The organism is Serratia proteamaculans, from assembly GCF_004684015.1.
Taxonomy (GTDB): Bacteria; Pseudomonadota; Gammaproteobacteria; order Enterobacterales; family Enterobacteriaceae; genus Serratia; species Serratia proteamaculans_F.
Genome location: NZ_SRIA01000019.1, coordinates 448056 through 465889, shown reverse-complemented (window position 1 = coordinate 465889; position 17834 = coordinate 448056). Strand labels below are relative to the sequence as shown.

The following is a 17834-nucleotide window of genomic DNA, read 5'->3' as shown; positions in this document are numbered from 1 at the left end:
ATTACAGTTCGGCGGCCAGCATGTCTTCCAGCTTCTGCTGGTCAACGGCGAACAGACGGATACCTTCGGCCAGTTTTTCAACCGCCATGGCGTCCTGATTGTGCTGCCAACGGAATTCAGATTCTGCCAGTGGGGCAGGCTGATGGAAACCTTCGGTGGATGGCGTCAATTTACGCTCGACCGGTTGCTGGCTTTGCTTGAGTTGTTCCAGCAGGTTTGGTGCGATGGTCAGGCGATCGCAACCGGCCAGGGCCAGAATTTGCTCTACCTTGCGGAAGCTGGCCCCCATGATCACCGTCTGATAACGGTGCTGTTTATAGTATTCATAAATGCTGCGTACCGATTTCACGCCAGGATCCTGCTCGGCGTCGTAGTCAGCCGCAGGCTGTTTAGCCTGATACCAGTCATAGATACGGCCAACGAAAGGTGAAATCAGGAACACGCCGGCTTCGGCGCAGGCGCGGGCCTGGGCGAAAGAGAACAGCAGCGTCAGATTGGTATTGATGCCTTCTTTTTCCAGCTCCTCGGCGGCTTTGATGCCTTCCCAGGTAGAAGCCAGCTTGATCAGAATACGTGACTTATCAATGCCCTGTTGCTGATACAGCGCGATCAGTTTGCGCGCCTTGGCCACGCACATACCGCGGTCGAAGGACAGGCGGGCATCCACTTCGGTGGAAATACGGCCCGGTACGCTTTTCAGGATTTCGACGCCGATGTTGACCGCCAGTTTGTCGCAGGCATTGATCAATTGGGTTTCTTTGCTGCCGCCTTGCTGGCGGGCATAGCTGAGGGCTTCGAGGATCAGTGGCTTATATTGAGGCAGTGCAGCGGCCTTCAGGATCAGGGAAGGGTTGGTGGTGGCGTCTTGCGGTTCGAACTGGCGAATAGATTCGATATCGCCGCTGTCGGCTACCACCGTAGTAAGCTGCTTGAGTGCATCCAGTTGATTCATTTATAAGCTCCTTGACCAAACGTCAATGTAGGGAAATGAGAACGTTTTCCATCATAGGCTGCACACACTGCATCAGATGCCTGCCGATTAAAATGCGCTTTTTCTGATTGTTGCAATGGATAAGAACGATGGATCCCCTCCAAAGCCAGGCAGACTGCGGCTTTATGGCTGTTGTAGGCTGTCAAGAAAGCGGGGCTTGATGAGAAAAATCAGGCTTATAAGCGGTAACAGGCAATAAAAAAAGGGTTCAGCACCCGGCTGAACCCTGTGGTATTCCCCCTCCTTATTATTTAGTCAAATTAACGTCAATTGCCTGATAGAAGGCATTGGCCGTATCTGCCACATCCCACACGGCGAGGATCACGTGCGAACCACTACGGTCTGCCGGTATGTTGCAGTGGTGGGTGACTTGCGCGGCAGGGATCGCGCCGCCGTCGTTCTGTTGGCAGAACGGCGTCAGGTCAAACGACGCACGGGTCAACGGCTGGGAGGCATCCCAGTTCGGCTTGGTAATGAAATAACGCCAGCTGGTGGTGCTATGGCGAGCCGTTAGCGTCCAGGTGAAGGAGTTGGCACCGGTGTGCAGGTTGATTTTGTTCCAGCGGGTCGGGGTTTGCTGATCCAGCTCGAAGAAGGTGGATTTGTCGGCGCTGGCGATATGCCCATCTGCCGGACCGGCCTGTGGGAAGCCTTTCAACCCTTCAACGCTTTGCGGTTCGTATTGCACGCTACCGCACTGGGTATTGAGTTGCAGTTTGCACTGGTAGGAACGGCTGGCCGGGGTTTCGACATAGCCGTGGGCGGCAGCCTGTTGCGATACGCCGAACAGTGCGGCGCTCAGCAGGCCGAGGGACATGAGGGTACGGGAAGTATTGTTCATAAGTCACTCCTGACTGAAGTTGTATTGTAAGTCGGATTTATTTCACCGGTGAAATGAGAGGTTATTAACGAAATTAAAAACATCATTCTTGGCGGCTTGTTTTATTTTTACTCTTAGTCTTGGTCGTCAGGTTGGAATGTTTTATAGGCTATTAACTAAAATTATTATGATGATTCTCTTTCGTTTCCTGGTTGAATTTATTTAAACACTGCTGTCTAAAAAAGCGGCGTCATGATGAATTTTATTTAAAGGATTGATGAATAGTCTTTCAGATGACGTTCTCCGATATGGAGTATATTGCTTGTGGTTTTACTTACTCTTGTGTGACTTGAACGACTTTTACGCGCCAACCACTTGGGAATTTAGTGTCAATTTTTTCTTATTTTATTTCAAAGAGGAATTTGTATGACTAGATTATCCCTGGATGCGATTAAAATAATCAGCACCATAAAAAGTACCGGCTCTTTCTCAATGGCGGCGGAGGCATTGCATAAAACGCCTTCGGCGATATCCTATCGGGTATCCAATATTGAAAGTAAACTCTGCGTGAAACTTTTTCATCGTAATGGCCCGATGATTACCCTGACAGATGAAGGGGAATTCCTGCTGCAGGAAGGCAGTTGGATTTTAAATGCGGTGCAGGATCTTGAGAGCAGGGTGAGAAACATCCCAAAACTCGACAATAATATCCGCATCGTCGTCGATAATTTCTTTCCACTGGAAACTATCACCCAGGATATCCGTGACTATATCCAGCACAGCCCGAATGCCAACATTGCGGTACAGCGTGAAGCGCTGAATGGGACCTGGGATGCTCTGAAGAACAACCGGGCGGATTTGATTATCGCCATCGGCCAAATCCCGGACAGCGTGCAGGCCAAGACGCTGATGCTCGGCAAGCTGAATTTTGTGCTGTGCGTTTCACCTTCGCACCCTTTTGCGGCGCAGAAAAAGCCGGTGGACAAAAACCAGCGACTGAACGATATCGTGGTGGTGATAGCCGACAGCAGCCACGAGTTGCCCAAGCGCAATCACGGTACCATGCCGTTGCAGCGCCAACTGGTGGTGTGCGACGTCGAAAGCAAGCTGGGGCTCCTCAAGCGCGGCATTGGTCACGGCTTTCTGCCACCGGCGCTGATAGAAAAAGAGCTGGCGAGTGGTGAGCTGGTAACGGTACCGGTCGATATGCAAAAAGGTGACGAAATGATTTGGCTGGCCTGGCACCCGGCCAGCAAGGGCGCCGGGTTTAGCTGGTGGCACGAACGGCTGACGCGCAAGAGCGACGTCTTTAGCCTGCTGGGGCGCGAAGTGATACGTGATGGGGGTTACCCTTGGTGTAACAACTGAGGGAATTGACCACGAAGGGATGCGAAAATTAAACCTTTAATACAGTAAAAACCCCGTTGCCATTGGCCCCGGGGTTTTTTAATGCGGCAACCTGCCGTTATGCCACGCGGCCCACTTTCAGCCAGGCGCTGTCCGAGCCAGGTACGGAGGTGATGTAGCCCCACTTGGTCTGCCAGACGTAGCCAAGATAAGACACCAGCGCCCCCTGGTTATAGGTGGTACCGGCAACGTAGGCCGGGGCGCTCATGATTGGCAAATTACCCGGCCCAACGCCGGTATAACGCAGACCGGTGCCCATATCCAGTTGACTGTCATCGTAGTCCGCCGCGTTGAAATAGCGGTCCAGCGACGCCAGCAGGTCACCGTTACGGTTATCCTGGCCCAGGTGCCAGAACATCACGCCGCCCAGTTGCTGCTGCTTGATGTACTTCGCCTTGTACTTGAAGCTTTCGACGTCGTCATAGGTAACGAACAGGCCGTTGGCCGCGTGATACAGGTACGGGGTTTTGGTCTTGTCGTTCCACAGGCGCTGATAGCCGTAGTTGCCCAATAGCATTTGCTCCAGTTGGCGGTAGGAGGCGATGCGCGGATCCTTGTCGCGGACACATTCTTCGCAACCCACCAGCCAGTAATCGGTGCCCGGGAACGGATCTTCCCCCGGCGTACTATGGCTGCTGTACTGGCCGCCATTGCTGCTGCTGACGCCCTTGAACGCACGGCCATAAAACGGCACGCCCATGACGATCTTGTTGCTCGGCACGCCTTCCAGCATCAGATGCTGCTGGACTGCCGCATCGACCGTCAGGCTGAACGGGCTTGGGAAGGCGCGGGTCAGTTCTTCCCAGCTCCAGCCCAGGTTGGCTTCGCGTAGCGCGTTATAGAAGGTTGGCCCGGCGCTGTCGCCGAACAGTCCCGCCTGGTGGTTGGTGATTTTTTCCCATGGGCCGGCCAGATCGTAGGTCATCAGGTTGATGTAATCGAGTGAGGCGACGATCTGCGGCAGCTTGCTGTAGTAACGCGACAGGAAGAAAGCGCCGCCGGCACCGGCAATGGTCAACTGGTACGGCAGCGTCTGACGGCCGTCAGCCAGGGTTTGCTGGTTCAACAGAGTACGGATCTCCTGCAGCGCGGCGACAAAACCGTCCACTTCGCTGCTCTGCGGGTACTCCCAGTCAATATCCACGCCGTCAAAGCCATAGTCTTTCATGATGCGCACGCAAGATTGCGCGAATTTGGTCCGCGCCGCCGGGGTTTTCACCGCGTTGACGTAGTTGGCATGGGAAACCCCCAGATCGTTGGAGTAATACCAGCCGCCGATGGAGAACATGATCCGCAGGCTGGGGTTGTGTGCCTTCAGCGCGGTTAACCGGCTGACCACGTCACGCGCCTTGACATCATTAGTGGCGGGATCCCAGGCGCACTCCAGATTGCTGTTAATGTCGAGGAACGAGAAATTAATGTGGGTCAGCTGTTTGGCTTTGGCCGGTGTGATGTTGGATACCGGGAAGGGCACGATTGAAGTATCAGACTCGGTATAGTTATTAATTTGGTTGGTTGGAATGAAATAATAACCAATAACGGCTTTACGTTCGGACATGGTATTTCTCCAGGGTTGAGGTTTGTTGTTATTGAGAGCCATTCTCTCGCCGCTATTAATGTTTATTTTCCTGATAAAGAGAAGTCGAAATAAATCACAGTAAAGATGAATTTTTTATCCTTAGGTGACGTTATTTGTCAGGACTTGTTGTGCCATGGCTGAGCATGAATCAATTTGAACTTAGAGGCTGTATTTATTCATTTGCTTTGTTATAGCATCCTTAACTAGATTCTGAAGGTACCGATATCCCACCGGCCGTGATTGGCAGTCAATTAAAATAAAACAGGAGTTCAGCTATGTCTAATTTAGAGCCAGACGCTGTTGGCTTAATTATCCAGCGAGCATGTGAATATCTTCAGCCGGTGATGAATGCCATTTTGGCCGGCATCATGGCGTTATTGCATGGTGCCTATAGAAACGTAGGCATGCGGCGCCGACTATTAAATGCCGGTATGTGTGCGTTATTGGCCTGGACGGTGCGTGATGCATTAGCGCTGGCCGGGCTGGAATTAAAGTGGGCGAATCTTGCCAGTGTATTGATCGGTTTTCTTGGTACCGATTATATCAGCGCATTAATTAAAAAAATCATAGGAAAAAAAACGGGGCTTAAAAATGATAAATGAAATTGAAGATATTCGGTTTACCGCACGCAGTGAGGCGAATTTGGTGGGGGTTCATCCGGATCTGGTGCGGGTGATACGGCTGGCGTTGCAGTACTCGCTGGTGCCGTTTTCCATCACCGAGGGGCTGCGTACCATGGCGCGTCAACGCGATCTGGTGCGGGGTGGCCAAAGTCAGACGCTGAAAAGTCGCCATTTAACCGGCCACGCGGTGGACGTGGTGGCCATGCCGGCGGGTGTGGTGTCGTGGGAATGGGACTATTACGCGCAAATCGCGGTAGCGGTGCGCCGTGCGGCACGCGAATGCGCGGTTAACGTTGAGTGGGGAGGCGAATGGAAAACGCTGAAGGACGGGCCACACTTCCAGCTTTCCTTCAGGGATTACCCGGCATGAGCGCCTGGATAAGCCGGTTGGCGCAGGGGGGATTGTTGCTGCTGCTGTTGGCCGCCATCTGCCTGGCCGCTTATAGCTCGCTGTTGTCGCACCGGCTGGATCTGGCGCGACAGCAGGCGAGCGAACAGCAAAAGACTCTGGCGCAGCAGGCAGGGTTGATTGCCACGCTGCAAACCCAGGATGCACAGAACCGGGCGCTGATGGCGGCTCAACAGCAGCAGGAACAGCAGTTGCGCCAGCAAAGCGACGTTTACCAGAGGAAATACCGTGATGCGATTAAAAATGACGCCTGTGCTGGGCAGCCTATGCCTGGCGCTGTTATTGAGCTCCTGCGCCCAACCGCCGGAGGCGGCAGCACCGGTGGTGCTGTTGCCCCCTGAGTCGGTGTTTACCCCGTGCGAGCAGCCGCAGCTGCTGGGTAACACCTGGGGCGATGCGCTGAGTTATACGCTGGCACTACAAACCTCGTTACAAATTTGCGCAGGCCGGGTGACGACGCTCAATGCCTGGCGAGCCCAACTGCCGTCGCACTGACGAAATGAGTTTGATGTTAAGCCTGAGATACCCGGGCCTAGCGCACCGAGGGGCGCTCCGGCGGCCAAGGCCGCTACGACCCCTTCGGCACGCTCTCCCTAATAACGAGCATTGTTTTTGCCTGGCAGCCGTCGCACTGACGGCAGTGTTTTTCTTTTCCGTCCTGTGGTACTTCTTTTTTTACTTTTAAAAAACTATTTCGATCAAGGTTATGGCCCGGTTCAAAGTTTGTGACGTTTCTCTCACTATACTGGTCTAGCCTTACAAGTCTTACCTCAACATAAAAGCAAAAAGCATAGGAACCCATAATGGACGAACAGCTCAAACAGAGTGCGCTTGATTTTCACCAGTATCCGACCCCAGGGAAGATCCAGGTATCTCCAACCAAACCGCTGGCAACGCAACGCGACCTGGCGCTGGCCTACTCGCCGGGCGTTGCTGCCCCTTGCCTGGAAATTGCGGCCGATCCTCTCGCGGCCTACAAATACACCGCACGCGGCAACCTGGTGGCGGTGATTTCCAACGGTACGGCGGTTTTAGGGCTGGGTAATATCGGTGCCTTGGCCGGTAAGCCGGTAATGGAAGGGAAAGGCGTGCTGTTCAAGAAATTTTCCGGTATCGACGTGTTTGATATCGAAGTCGATGAGCTAAACCCTGACAAGCTGATCGACATCATCGCTGCGCTGGAGCCGACCTTTGGCGGCATCAACCTGGAAGACATCAAAGCGCCGGAGTGTTTCTACATCGAGCAGAAACTGCGTGAGCGCATGAAGATCCCGGTGTTCCATGACGATCAGCACGGCACCGCCATTATCACCACCGCTGCAGTGCTGAACGGCCTGCGGGTAGTGAAAAAGAATATTTCCGACGTGCGACTGGTGGTTTCCGGTGCCGGCGCCGCGTCGATTGCCTGTTTGAACCTGTTGGTGGCGCTGGGGCTGCGTCAGCAGAACATTACCGTCTGCGACTCCAAAGGGGTGATCTTCAAAGGGCGCGACGCCAACATGGAGCAGACCAAGGCGGCCTACGCCATTGAAGACAACGGCCAGCGGACGCTGGGGGATGCTATCCCGGATGCCGATATCTTCCTCGGCTGCTCCGGCCCGGGCGTATTGACCCAGGACATGGTGAAAACCATGGCCAGGGATCCATTGATCATGGCGCTGGCCAACCCGGAACCGGAGATCCTGCCGCCGCTGGCGAAAGCCGTGCGTCCGGACGCCATTATCTGTACCGGCCGTTCCGACTACCCGAACCAGGTGAACAACGTTCTTTGCTTCCCGTTCATCTTCCGCGGCGCGCTGGACGTGGGTGCCACCACCATCAACGAAGAGATGAAACTGGCCTGCGTGCACGCAATTGCCGATCTGGCATTGGCGGAGCAGAGCGACGTGGTGGCTTCGGCCTATGGCGATCAGGACCTGTCATTTGGCCCTGAATACATCATTCCAAAACCTTTCGACCCGCGCCTGATTGTTAAAATCGCTCCGGCGGTCGCCAAGGCGGCGATGGAGTCCGGCGTGGCGACGCGTCCGATCGAAGACTTTGACGCCTACGTCGAAAAACTGTCCGAGTTTGTCTACAAAACCAACCTGTTCATGAAACCTATCTTCGCCCAGGCTAAAAAAGAGATGAAGCGCGTGGTGATGGCGGAAGGGGAAGAGGAAAGGGTGCTGCATGCGACTCAGGAAATGGTGTCGCAGGGGTTGGCTTATCCGATCCTGGTCGGTCGTCCGAGCGTGATTGAAATGCGGCTGAAAAAACTTGGCCTGCAACTGACGCCGGGTAAAGACTTTGAAGTGGTGAACAACGAGTCCGACCCGCGTTTCAACGAATACTGGGGCGAATATTACCAGATCATGAAGCGTCGCGGCGTATCGCAGGAACAGGCACGGCGTGCGGTGATTGGTAACCCAACGCTGATTGCGGCGATCATGCTGCATCGCGGCGAGGCGGATGCGATGATCTGCGGCACCATCGGTAGCTATCACGAGCATTACGACGTGGTCGAGAAAGTGTTCGGCTTCCGCGAAGGGGCACACGTCGCCGGGGCGATGAATGCGCTGCTGCTGCCAAGCGGCAACACCTTTATTGCCGACACCTATGTCAATGACGATCCGACGCCGGAGCAACTGGCGGAAATCACCCTGATGGCGGCGGAAACCGTGCGTCGTTTCGGTATCGAGCCGAAGGTCGCGCTATTGTCCCATTCCAGCTTTGGTTCTTCCGATAACCCGGCGGCTTGCAAGATGCGTAAAACGCTGGAGCTGGTGAACAAGATGGCGCCGGAGCTGGAGATTGACGGTGAGATGCACGGTGACGCCGCGCTGGTGGAAAGCATCCGTAATGATCTGATGCCGGACAGTCCGTTGAAAGGCTCGGCCAACGTGTTGATCATGCCGAATATGGAAGCGGCACGCATCAGCTACAACCTGTTGCGCGTATCCTCTTCCGAAGGGGTTACCGTCGGGCCGGTGCTGATGGGGGTATCGAAACCGGTACACATCCTGACGCCAATCGCCTCGGTACGCCGCATCGTCAACATGGTCGCGCTGGCCGTGGTAGAAGCGCAGACCACGCCGTTATAAGCCTTGAGTGACTACCAGCCTCCTGCGTTTCGGCGCCGGAGGCTTTTTTTATGCCTTGCAGCGTGCGGCGATCTGGCGGATATCCTGCGGTGTCGTGCGGCAACAGCCACCAATCAGCCGGGCGCCGATGCGTTGCCATTCGCCAATTTGATCAAGCAGACTGCCGTGTGCGCCACCACAGGCATGCCAGGTTTTGCTTACCGCGTCGTAGTGTTCACCCGAGTTCGGATAGACCAGCAGCGGCTTGTCAGCCAGTGCGGCAAACTGTTGCAGCGCCGGGGCCACATTTTCCAGCGCAATGCAGTTAATGCCTATCGCCAGCACCTGGGGATTGGCGTGCAGCAGAGCCATGACCTCGGTCAGCGGTGTCCCGTCGCTGAGGTGTTGACTGTCGCGCAGGGTGAAAGCGAACCAGGCACCCAGGGTGGGGAACTCTTCCAACAACGTCAGCAACGCCTGCAGTTCGCTGAAGGACGGCAGGGTTTCGCAAGCCAGTAAATCCACCCCGGCTTCGGCTAACGCCTGGATACGCGGGCGGTGGAAGGCGATCATCTCTTCCTGCGGCAGTGAGTAATCGCCGCGATATTCAGATCCGTCGGCCAGATAAGCGCCATACGGCCCCACCGAGCCGGCAACCAACAAGGGAGCAGCTTGCGGGTGCTGCGCCAGATAGTCGCGGCGTGCCTGCTGCGCCAGTTGCACGCTTTTGGCAATCAGCGCCAGTGACTGCGCTTGACTCAGGCCCCGGCGCAAAAAGCCTTGTGGCGTGGCCTGATAACTGGCGGTGATGGCGCACTGCGCCCCGGCGTTGAAATAGTCGAGATGCACCTGATAAATCAGCTCAGGGTTTTCAATCAGCACTTTCGCCGACCACAACGGGTCGCCCAAATCACAGCCGCGGGCTTCCAGTTCGGTAGCCAATGCGCCGTCTAAAATCAGCGTAGGCTGGGCGCTCAAAAGTGTGGCGACAGGGTTGTTAACCGACATGATTTTCTCCCAGAGAGGTTTTTTGCCCGGCACGGCGGGTCAGATAATAGGCGATGTAGCACAGGGCGACAAAAGGCAGCCCGCAGTAAAGCGCGATGCGTTGCTCTGGATCGAACGCCAGCCCGACACAGGCCAGCAGGCACAGGGTGAAACCGACGATCGGCGTTAGCGGGTAACCCGGCGCACGGTATTTCAGGCCGGAGATGGGCTGGCCGCTGCGGACATAATGACGGCGGAAAGCGAAATGCGAGGCACAGATACTCAACCAGACCACCACCACCGCAAAGCCGGAAATCGCTGACAGCGCCACGAACACCGTGTCCGGGGCGATCACGCTGGTCAGCAATGCCAGTACACCGCCGAGCATGCTGAAGGTTAGCGCGTTGATCGGGATGCCGCGTTTATTCACGCGGGAGAAATAGGCCGGCAGGGTACGCTGGTTAGCCAGCGACCACAGCATGCGCCCCGAAGCGTACAGGCCCGAGTTGGCCGCCGACAGGATGGCGGTGAGGATCACGAAATTAAAGATATCGGCGGCATAGGGCACGCCGATGCGTTCAAACACCAACACAAACGGGCTTTTGACAATCCCGGCCTGATCCATCGGGATCAACGCGGCCAGAATAAATACCGTACCGATAAAGAACAGCATCAGGCGGATCACCGTGGTCCGTATCGCCCAGGGCACCACCTTTTCCGGATTCTCGGTTTCGCCGGCGGCAATGCCGATAAGCTCAGTGCCGGAGAACGCGAAATTCACGGCCACCATGGTCATCAGGATCGGCAGTGTGCCGTTTGGCAGCCAGCCGGAGGCAGTCAGGTTATGCAGGAAGGGCGCTGGCGTGCCGTCTTTCATCGGCAGCAGGCCGAACATCGCCGCACCGCCGAGGATGATAAACGCCAGAATGGTCACGACCTTGATCAACGAGAACCAGAACTCGCTCTCGGCAAAGAAGCGGGTGGTGACCACGTTAAGCAGGAAAATCGCCGCGCAGAAGATCAAACACCACAGCCACACCGGCGATTGCGGGAACCAATATTGCATGCAGAAACCGGCGGCGGTCAGGCTGGAGCCCAGTGCTACCGTCCAGGTCAGCCAGTACAGCCAGGCGACGGTGTAACCGGTGGCCGGGCCAAGATAGCGTGATGCGTAGACGTGGAAGGCGCCGGTTTCGGGCATCGCCACCGACAGTTCGCCCAGGCACAGCATCACCAAATAGACCACCAGCGCGCCGATCAGATAGGCCAGCAGGGTACCGAGAGCACCGGTAGTGGAAATGATATAGCCGGTGTTGAAGAACAGCCCGGTACCAATCACGCCGCCCAGTGACAGCATCACCAGATGTCGGGCTTTCATGGTGCGTTTGAACTGCCCTTCGGCGGGAACGGCTGAGTGCATAATATTCTATCCGTGTAGACGTCTAAACAGCTAAATGGCTATCGTTTATACTCGCAATATTTCATGAAATCAATGCGTGAGCAGAAACCACAAAGTAAAAATATAGTTATCAGTGTTTCAGGACAGGTTGTCGCCTATATGCAAATGATAATTATTATCTATAATGTCGTCACTTTTTATCACAGGGCAACATCATGAGATTTTTGATTTTATTGGCCGCGCTGGCACTGGGCGCCTGCAGTCAGGCCCCGGTTCCGTCGCCGAAAAATACCCCCGATAACCTGGGGAAAATTACCGACTTGCGCAGCGGCGAAAGCTTGTCACCTGAGCAATTGCTGAGCCGATTGGCCGCTCAGCCACGGGTCATCGTCGGGGAAAAACATGACAACCCGTACCACCACCAGATTGAATTGTGGCTGGTGGAAAACCTGCCGCAACAGCGGCCGCAGGGCAGCGTACTGATGGAGATGATTAACCCGAATCAACAGGCCAAAGTGAGTCAGGTGAAACAGTGGCTACAAGGTAATCCGGCGGTGCGTGACAGCCGTGTGGCGGAATTGATCGACTGGCAGCCGGGCTGGAAATGGTCGCTGTACGGTGACCTGACGATGGCAGCGATACGCGCGCCATACCCACTTTGGTCGGCCAACCTGGATCGCGATGAAATTATGGCGTTTTATCAGCAGCCCAGTTTCCCGCAGGGCCAACTGTCGGTGCGCCCAGCGGTGCAGAAGGCGCTGGAAGAAACTATCCGTACTTCACACGGTGGGAAAATTGAACCTCAACAGCTGCACGCCATGCTGGCGATCCAGCAGCAACGTGACCGGCGTATGGCCGAACGTTTACTGGCCGCCCCGACACCGACGTTGCTGATTGCCGGTGGCTACCATGCTTCCAAATCGGTGGGGGTGCCGCTGCACGTGCAGGATCTGCAACCGACCGCGTTGCCGACCGTGTTAATGCTGGCAGAGCCCGGTGTACAGGTCGATAAACTGGTGGCGGATTACCTGTGGATTACCCCAGCGGTTACCACTGAGGTTAAATGATTAGGTTAAGACTGTGAAAAGAACTGTTAATACAAATTACAAATGATTATCATTGGCAAATGAGATCTGAAATCATTCGTAATTAAGTAATCTACTATCCCTATGCTAACTCAGGCTTTAACTTATCCGCTCGCTTCAATGCCACAGCCGCGCTGGGCGCGCGGATTTTTATGTGCGCTAGCGGCACATCTGGCGCTGGTACTGCTGTTTTATTGGCCGTCCACATCGTTGCCGCCGATGCAGTTACCACCACCGGCGGTGATGATGAGCTGGGCGGCGCAGGTTGAAGCACCGGAAAGCCCGAAGCCGCTGCCGTTGGGCGTGCAACAGGCCGAGTCATCTGCAGCGCAACCGGCCGAGCCGCAGGAGCAGCCCGATTTACCCAGGTTGGCGCGGGCCGACAAGACCAAAATTAGCGTGGCCGAGAAAAAGCGGACCGAACATCGGCCGCCACAGAAAGCCCCGCCAAAGCCGGAAGAACAGGTTAAAGAGGTTAAACGCGCCGCAGCTTCCAGCGCTGCCGCACCGAAAGCCTTGAACATAGCCCGGCAGACGGCCGCGCCGCTGAACAGCGATTCTGCTAGCAGCGAGCAGGCCAAACTATCGTGGGAGAGCCTGGTGAAAGGGACCCTAAACCGTATCAAACGCTACCCGGCGGATGCCCAGCGTCGTCGCCGGACCGGCATGCCGCAGGTGTCTTTTTCTGTTGATGCGCAGGGGCGGGTTTTCGATCTGACCTTGCATACCCCGTCGGGCACTGCTTCGCTGGATCGGGAAGCGTTGGCCGTGGTTATGCGGGCGCAGCCGCTGCCGCCACCGCCGGTCGAAATGCTGCGGCAAGGCAAGGTTCTGGTGACGATGCCCATCGATTTTAATCTGGCGGCATTGAGCGCCGGCCAATAATGTATTCCGTGAGCAGCGGCTTTTTATTTACCTAATCAAAGGGCAGGGCTGCTGATGTCAAACCATCGTGAGGGATTATGAAACATCCACTTCTGTCGGGCCGAACGGTCATCTATGCCGTGATTTCATTGAGCTTATTGGGCCAGGCTGCCTGGGCGGAGCCGCTGGCACCCAGCGCTGAGATTATCCCGCATCAATTAATTGCCCAGGGGGAGACTCGGGTGGACGATTATTATTGGCTGCGAGATGACAGCCGGCAGAATAAAAAGGTGCTGAATTATCTGACGGCGGAAAACCGTTATACCGAGCAGATGATGCAGCCGTATAAAAAACTGCGCGACACGCTGTATCAGGAAATGCTGGGCCGCATCAGCCCGGAAGATCGCTCGGTGCCTTATCAACTGAACGGGTATCGCTATCAGGAAAGCTATGCGGCAGGCAAAGATTTTGCTCTGTATCAGCGCCAGGCCCTGACTGCCGATGCGCCTTGGAAAACCTTGCTGGATGCCAATCAACGCGCGGTGGGACAGGATTATTATCGTCTGGGTGGGATGGAGATAAGTCAGGATAACCAGCAGATGGCGATCGCTGAAGATCTGCAAGGGCGCAGGCAGTACCGCATCTCGCTGAGTGAAATAGATAGCGGGAAATGGGCGCCGGAAGTGATTGAAAATACCTCCGGTGATATGGCGTGGGCCAACGACGGCAAGACGCTATTTTATATCCGTAACCATCCGCAGACTCTGTTGCCGTATCAGGTTTATCGCCATCAGACCGGCACGCCGGTAGCGGACGACAAGCTGGTGTATCAGGAAAATGATGGCGGGTTTTATCTGAGTCTGAGCCGTTCTTCATCGCGTGACTACGTGATTATTACCATCAGCGGCAATACCACTTCCGAGGCGCGGCTGATTGACGCTAATCAACCGCTGAGCGCCCCGGTGCTGTTCGCTGCACGCAAGAACGGCCTCGAGTATTATTTAGATCACTATCGTGGTGAGTTCTACCTGCGTTCCAACCACCAAAGCCCGCATTTTGGCCTGTACCAGACTGCGGCAGTCGGCAAGCCATGGCAGACGCTGATAGCACCGCAGGAAAAACGCGAGGTGGAAGGTTTCACGGTGTTCCGCGACTGGCTGGTGGTGAAGGAACGTGCTGATGGCTTGGTACAACTGCGACAAATCAGTTGGGACGGCAAGACCCAGCGCAGTATTCCGTTCGATGATGCCAGTTATATGGCCTGGCTGGGCTATAACCCGGATCCGGACAACCAGCAACTGCGCTATGGCTATTCGGCGATGACGACTCCAACCCGCACCTACCAATGGGATCTTGATAAAGGCGTGCGTACCCTGCTGAAACAGCAGGAAGTGAAAGGGGTGGATCCCAGCTTGTACCACAGCGAGCGGGTGTGGATTAACGCGCGCGACGGTGTGAAGGTGCCGGTCTCGCTGGTCTACAACAAAGCCATGTTCAAACCGGGGCACAGCCCGCTACTGGTGTACGGCTATGGTGCCTATGGCATGAGTATGGATCCGGCCTTTAGCGCCAATCGCATTAGCTTGCTGGATCGCGGTTTCGTTTATGCGCTAATCCACGTGCGCGGTGGCGGTGAGCTGGGGCAGGACTGGTACCAGCAGGGCAAGTTGACCCATAAGCCAAACACCTTCAGCGACTTTATCGATGCCACCCAGGCATTAATCCAACAGGGTTATGGCCAGCCGGGCCGCATTTACGCCATGGGCGGCAGTGCGGGTGGGCTGCTGATGGGGGCGGTAATCAATCAGGCACCGCAGTTATATAACGCAGTAGTGGCACAGGTGCCTTTCGTGGATGTGCTGACCACCATGCTGGACGACAGTATTCCGCTGACGGTCGGTGAATACGAAGAGTGGGGCAACCCGAATCAAGCGCAGGCTTATGCGTTGATCAAGTCCTATAGCCCGTATGACAACATACGTAAACAGGCCTATCCGAACCTGCTGGTCACCAGCGGCCTGTACGATTCGCAGGTGCAATATTGGGAACCGGCCAAATGGGTCGCCAAACTGCGTCGTTTTAAACAGGGCGATTCAGTGTTACTGCTGGCGACCGATATGACGGCCGGCCACGGCGGAAAATCGGGCCGTCTGACGCGGCTGGAAAATAACGCGCTGGAATACAGCTTTATTATGGCGATGGATCAGAAAACACAGAAATAACCACTATCACCGTCGGGTAATAAACCCGGCGGTTTATTAAAACTATAAAAAATTAATTTACCGTCTATTTCGGCGGGCTTTTTGCTGGGCATTGTCGGCCATCAAATCTTTTTGGCAATTTCTGGGGATATATGAAAATTAAATTAATAGTAAGCCTGATCGGCGCGGGAATCGCGCTGAGCGGGATGGCGACGGCTGCGCAGAACGGGGTTGAAGAGGGAAAGGGCAAGGTCGTTTTCAGCCCATTGAATGTTTCGGCGGCAGAAAACGCTAACAGTAGCAGTGAAAAAGAAGCGCTGGAAAAGCCCGGCGCTTTCAGCTCACGCGGGGAAAATAAGAATCTGGAGTCGGTAGACAGCATTCTGCGCAGCATGCCGGGTACCTATACCCAGATCGATCCAGGCCAGGGTTCGGTCAGCGTCAATATTCGCGGCATGAGCGGCTTTGGCCGTGTTAATACCATGGTCGATGGTATTACTCAGAACTATTATGGCAGTTCACCGAGCGACGCGGCGCATGGCGGTTTGCCCACCAGTCAGTTTGGTGCGCTGATCGATCCCAACTTTATCGTCGGCGTTGACGTAGCGCGCGGTAATGCGACGGGTTCCGCCGGTGTTAATGCATTGGCAGGCAGCGCTAACTTCCGCACCATTGGCGTGGATGACGTGGTGTTTTCGGATAACCCTTTTGGCGTGCGCACCAAGTTTTCCGTTGGCAATAACGGTATTGGCCGTAGCGGTATGATCGCAGTGGGGGGGAAAACGGATGCATTCGGCGACGGTGGTAGCCTCGGTGCCATGGCCGCTATCAGCGGCAGTTCGATCACCTCTAATTATAAGAATGGCGCAGGGTTTGACAGTGAAGAGTTTAATGTCGATAAAACTTATCGCCAGAATCCCAAATCTCAGTTATTTAAAGTGGATATTAAACCGGATGCGTTCAATAGCATTGAACTGTCGGCCCGAACTTATCAGAACAAGATCACCCGCCGCCATATCGACAGCAATGACTTTTATATTAAATATCATTACGCCCCGTTTTCAGAGCTGATTGATTTTAATCTGACCGCCAGCACTAGCCGGGGCGAACAGCAGTTTATGTCCGATAATATGGCGGGATTCAGCGACAGCACCGCAAAAAATATCTCCGACGCGCTGGATGTGAACAATACCAGCCGTTTCAGCCTGCAGGAGGTCGATTTTGCCTTTAGCTACGGCGGCAAACTGATCCGCAATGAATACAAGAAGCGCGCTTCCGGGCTGGTGACAGATGAGGGGCAGGCGGAAAGCTCGCCGGTGGGTATTGCAGGCAAACAAAACATTGCCAGCCTTTACAGCGGGCTGCAGCTTAATTACGGCATCTGGCAGGGTAACTTTGACCTGAACTACAGCGCCTATGATATCTCCGGCTATAAACCGGCCTGTGACGATCGGGTGCAATGTTTCCCGCAGGGGGCCAGCAACATCAATTTGAAAGAGCACGGCTTTAACCCGGCGGTGATGTTGTCCGCACAGGTAACACCGTGGCTGCAGCCGTTCGTCAGCTACAACAAATCGATGCGTGGGCCGAATATTCAGGAAGTGTTCTTCGCCAACAGCGGCGGGCAGTCGATGAACCCTTTCCTTAAGGGGGAAACGGCAGAAACCTATCAGGCGGGTTTTAACGCCAATGCGCATGACCTGCTGTTTAAACAGGACAGTTTCCAGCTCAAGGCGGTGTATTTTGAGTCTAAAATCAAAAACTACATTTCCAGTCAGACTTACATGGTGTGCAGTAACCGTCAGAAATGCAATCGTTCCCAGGCGACTCAGGAAGAGTGGGATAACGCCGATGTGAATGTCTTAATGACCATGTACAGCAACTCTTACGAGCCAGTCAGGTCGCGTGGGGTGGAAGTAGAGGCAATGTACGATGCCGGTTTTGCCTACAGCAAGCTGTCTTTGAGCAAGGAGCACACCAGCCAGCCGACCAATCAGGCCAGCAATGAGTTCGGTGCCGGTGACATTAGCGAGTTACCGGAGTTGTACTTCACGCTGGATACGGGTGTGCGTTTGCTGGATGAGAAATTGACGCTGGGCGGGCTGGTGAAATACACCGGCAAGGCGGTTCGCCTTTCGCCAAGTTCGGAGCGCGACGAGAACGAGCAAGTGCTGAAAGAGCCTGCGCCGCATATTCCGACCGTTATCGATCTGTACAGTACCTATCAATTCAACCGCAATCTGCTGTTGAAATTCAGCGTGCAGAACCTGATGAACAAAGACTATTCCGATGCATTGAACAAGATGAACGCCATGCCGTCACAGTCTCAGGATTTCTCACCGACCAACACCGCCCGCGGCCGAACCTATATCTTCGGCGGCGAGGTGCGATTCTAAGCGAAATGCGG

15 protein-coding genes are annotated in these 17834 nt (G+C 55.0%); 10 read left to right on the top strand and 5 right to left on the bottom strand.

Annotated features, from left to right (window positions below; all coding sequences use genetic code 11):
- Position 1: 1 nt before the first annotated feature.
- Positions 2 to 952, bottom strand: a complete 951-nt coding sequence (gene tal / locus E5C26_RS17855; RefSeq protein ID WP_135317497.1) for a transaldolase — start codon at positions 950 to 952, stop codon at positions 2 to 4.
- Between the two features lie 286 nt (positions 953 to 1238).
- Complete coding sequence (locus E5C26_RS17850; protein ID WP_012146190.1) at positions 1239 to 1832, bottom strand: lytic polysaccharide monooxygenase; 594 nt, start codon at positions 1830 to 1832, stop codon at positions 1239 to 1241.
- A gap of 405 nt (positions 1833 to 2237) precedes the next feature.
- Here E5C26_RS17850 and E5C26_RS17845 point away from each other — a divergent pair, with 405 nt between their 5' ends.
- Entirely contained in the window at positions 2238 to 3179 is a 942-nt protein-coding gene (locus E5C26_RS17845; protein ID WP_135317496.1) for a LysR family transcriptional regulator, read from the top strand.
- Between the two features lie 97 nt (positions 3180 to 3276).
- Here the strand turns inward: E5C26_RS17845 and E5C26_RS17840 are convergent, their stop codons facing one another.
- On the bottom strand, positions 3277 to 4776 hold the full coding sequence (locus tag E5C26_RS17840; protein ID WP_135317495.1) for a glycosyl hydrolase family 18 protein: 1500 nt from the start codon (positions 4774 to 4776) through the stop codon (positions 3277 to 3279).
- Between the two features lie 296 nt (positions 4777 to 5072).
- Here E5C26_RS17840 and E5C26_RS17835 point away from each other — a divergent pair, with 296 nt between their 5' ends.
- From E5C26_RS17835 to maeB, 5 genes are all read left to right on the top strand, one after another.
- On the top strand, positions 5073 to 5399 hold the full coding sequence (locus tag E5C26_RS17835; RefSeq protein WP_135317494.1) for a phage holin, lambda family: 327 nt from the start codon (positions 5073 to 5075) through the stop codon (positions 5397 to 5399).
- Positions 5389 to 5790 carry a M15 family metallopeptidase gene (locus E5C26_RS17830; RefSeq protein WP_135317493.1) on the top strand — a complete coding sequence of 134 codons (402 nt, stop codon included), beginning with the start codon at positions 5389 to 5391 and terminating at the stop codon, positions 5788 to 5790. Before E5C26_RS17835 ends, E5C26_RS17830 begins: the two co-directional genes overlap by 11 nt.
- Entirely contained in the window at positions 5787 to 6170 is a 384-nt protein-coding gene (locus tag E5C26_RS17825; RefSeq protein ID WP_135317492.1) for a DUF2570 family protein, read from the top strand. The genes E5C26_RS17830 and E5C26_RS17825 overlap by 4 nt, the downstream gene beginning before the upstream one ends.
- Positions 6151 to 6324, top strand: a complete 174-nt coding sequence (gene lysC / locus E5C26_RS17820; protein WP_167796669.1) for an Rz1-like lysis system protein LysC — start codon at positions 6151 to 6153, stop codon at positions 6322 to 6324. Before E5C26_RS17825 ends, lysC begins: the two co-directional genes overlap by 20 nt.
- Before the next feature lie 308 nt (positions 6325 to 6632).
- Entirely contained in the window at positions 6633 to 8912 is a 2280-nt protein-coding gene (maeB, locus tag E5C26_RS17815; protein ID WP_135317490.1) for an NADP-dependent oxaloacetate-decarboxylating malate dehydrogenase, read from the top strand.
- Positions 8913 to 8960: 48 nt separating this feature from the next.
- Here the strand turns inward: maeB and mmuM are convergent, their stop codons facing one another.
- On the bottom strand, positions 8961 to 9899 hold the full coding sequence (gene mmuM, locus E5C26_RS17810; RefSeq protein ID WP_135317489.1) for a homocysteine S-methyltransferase: 939 nt from the start codon (positions 9897 to 9899) through the stop codon (positions 8961 to 8963).
- Entirely contained in the window at positions 9889 to 11298 is a 1410-nt protein-coding gene (mmuP, locus tag E5C26_RS17805) for an S-methylmethionine permease (RefSeq protein WP_012146182.1), read from the bottom strand. Before mmuP ends, mmuM begins: the two co-directional genes overlap by 11 nt.
- 194 nt (positions 11299 to 11492) lie before the next feature.
- On the opposite strand from mmuP, the gene E5C26_RS17800 reads away from it, so the two are divergent.
- The 4 genes from E5C26_RS17800 to E5C26_RS17785 all read left to right on the top strand — a co-directional run bounded on the left by E5C26_RS17800 (position 11493) and on the right by E5C26_RS17785 (position 17823).
- The gene (locus E5C26_RS17800) at positions 11493 to 12344 is read left to right on the top strand and encodes a ChaN family lipoprotein (RefSeq protein WP_135317488.1); all 852 of its coding nucleotides are present in this window, start codon (positions 11493 to 11495) and stop codon (positions 12342 to 12344) included.
- A gap of 102 nt (positions 12345 to 12446) precedes the next feature.
- Positions 12447 to 13247 (top strand): TonB family protein, encoded by an 801-nt coding sequence (locus E5C26_RS17795; protein WP_135317487.1) that lies wholly within the window; start codon positions 12447 to 12449, stop codon positions 13245 to 13247.
- A gap of 77 nt (positions 13248 to 13324) precedes the next feature.
- Complete coding sequence (locus E5C26_RS17790) at positions 13325 to 15448, top strand: S9 family peptidase (RefSeq protein ID WP_135317486.1); 2124 nt, start codon at positions 13325 to 13327, stop codon at positions 15446 to 15448.
- Between the two features lie 131 nt (positions 15449 to 15579).
- Positions 15580 to 17823 carry a TonB-dependent receptor domain-containing protein gene (locus E5C26_RS17785; RefSeq protein WP_135317485.1) on the top strand — a complete coding sequence of 748 codons (2244 nt, stop codon included), beginning with the start codon at positions 15580 to 15582 and terminating at the stop codon, positions 17821 to 17823.
- Positions 17824 to 17834 lie beyond the last annotated feature (11 nt).

Excerpts from the sequence above, each read along its gene's own strand:
- tal (WP_135317497.1), bottom strand. The coding sequence starts at position 952 with ATGAATCAACTGGATGCACTCAAGCAGCTTACTACGGTGGTAGCCGAC.
- E5C26_RS17850 (WP_012146190.1), bottom strand. The coding sequence starts at position 1,832 with ATGAACAATACTTCCCGTACCCTCATGTCCCTCGGCCTGCTGAGCGCC.
- E5C26_RS17845 (WP_135317496.1), top strand. The coding sequence starts at position 2,238 with ATGACTAGATTATCCCTGGATGCGATTAAAATAATCAGCACCATAAAA.
- E5C26_RS17840 (WP_135317495.1), bottom strand. The coding sequence starts at position 4,776 with ATGTCCGAACGTAAAGCCGTTATTGGTTATTATTTCATTCCAACCAAC.
- E5C26_RS17835 (WP_135317494.1), top strand. The coding sequence starts at position 5,073 with ATGTCTAATTTAGAGCCAGACGCTGTTGGCTTAATTATCCAGCGAGCA.
- E5C26_RS17830 (WP_135317493.1), top strand. The coding sequence starts at position 5,389 with ATGATAAATGAAATTGAAGATATTCGGTTTACCGCACGCAGTGAGGCG.
- E5C26_RS17825 (WP_135317492.1), top strand. The coding sequence starts at position 5,787 with ATGAGCGCCTGGATAAGCCGGTTGGCGCAGGGGGGATTGTTGCTGCTG.
- maeB (WP_135317490.1), top strand. The coding sequence starts at position 6,633 with ATGGACGAACAGCTCAAACAGAGTGCGCTTGATTTTCACCAGTATCCG.
- mmuM (WP_135317489.1), bottom strand. The coding sequence starts at position 9,899 with ATGTCGGTTAACAACCCTGTCGCCACACTTTTGAGCGCCCAGCCTACG.
- mmuP (WP_012146182.1), bottom strand. The coding sequence starts at position 11,298 with ATGCACTCAGCCGTTCCCGCCGAAGGGCAGTTCAAACGCACCATGAAA.
- E5C26_RS17800 (WP_135317488.1), top strand. The coding sequence starts at position 11,493 with ATGAGATTTTTGATTTTATTGGCCGCGCTGGCACTGGGCGCCTGCAGT.
- E5C26_RS17795 (WP_135317487.1), top strand. The coding sequence starts at position 12,447 with ATGCTAACTCAGGCTTTAACTTATCCGCTCGCTTCAATGCCACAGCCG.
- E5C26_RS17790 (WP_135317486.1), top strand. The coding sequence starts at position 13,325 with ATGAAACATCCACTTCTGTCGGGCCGAACGGTCATCTATGCCGTGATT.
- E5C26_RS17785 (WP_135317485.1), top strand. The coding sequence starts at position 15,580 with ATGAAAATTAAATTAATAGTAAGCCTGATCGGCGCGGGAATCGCGCTG.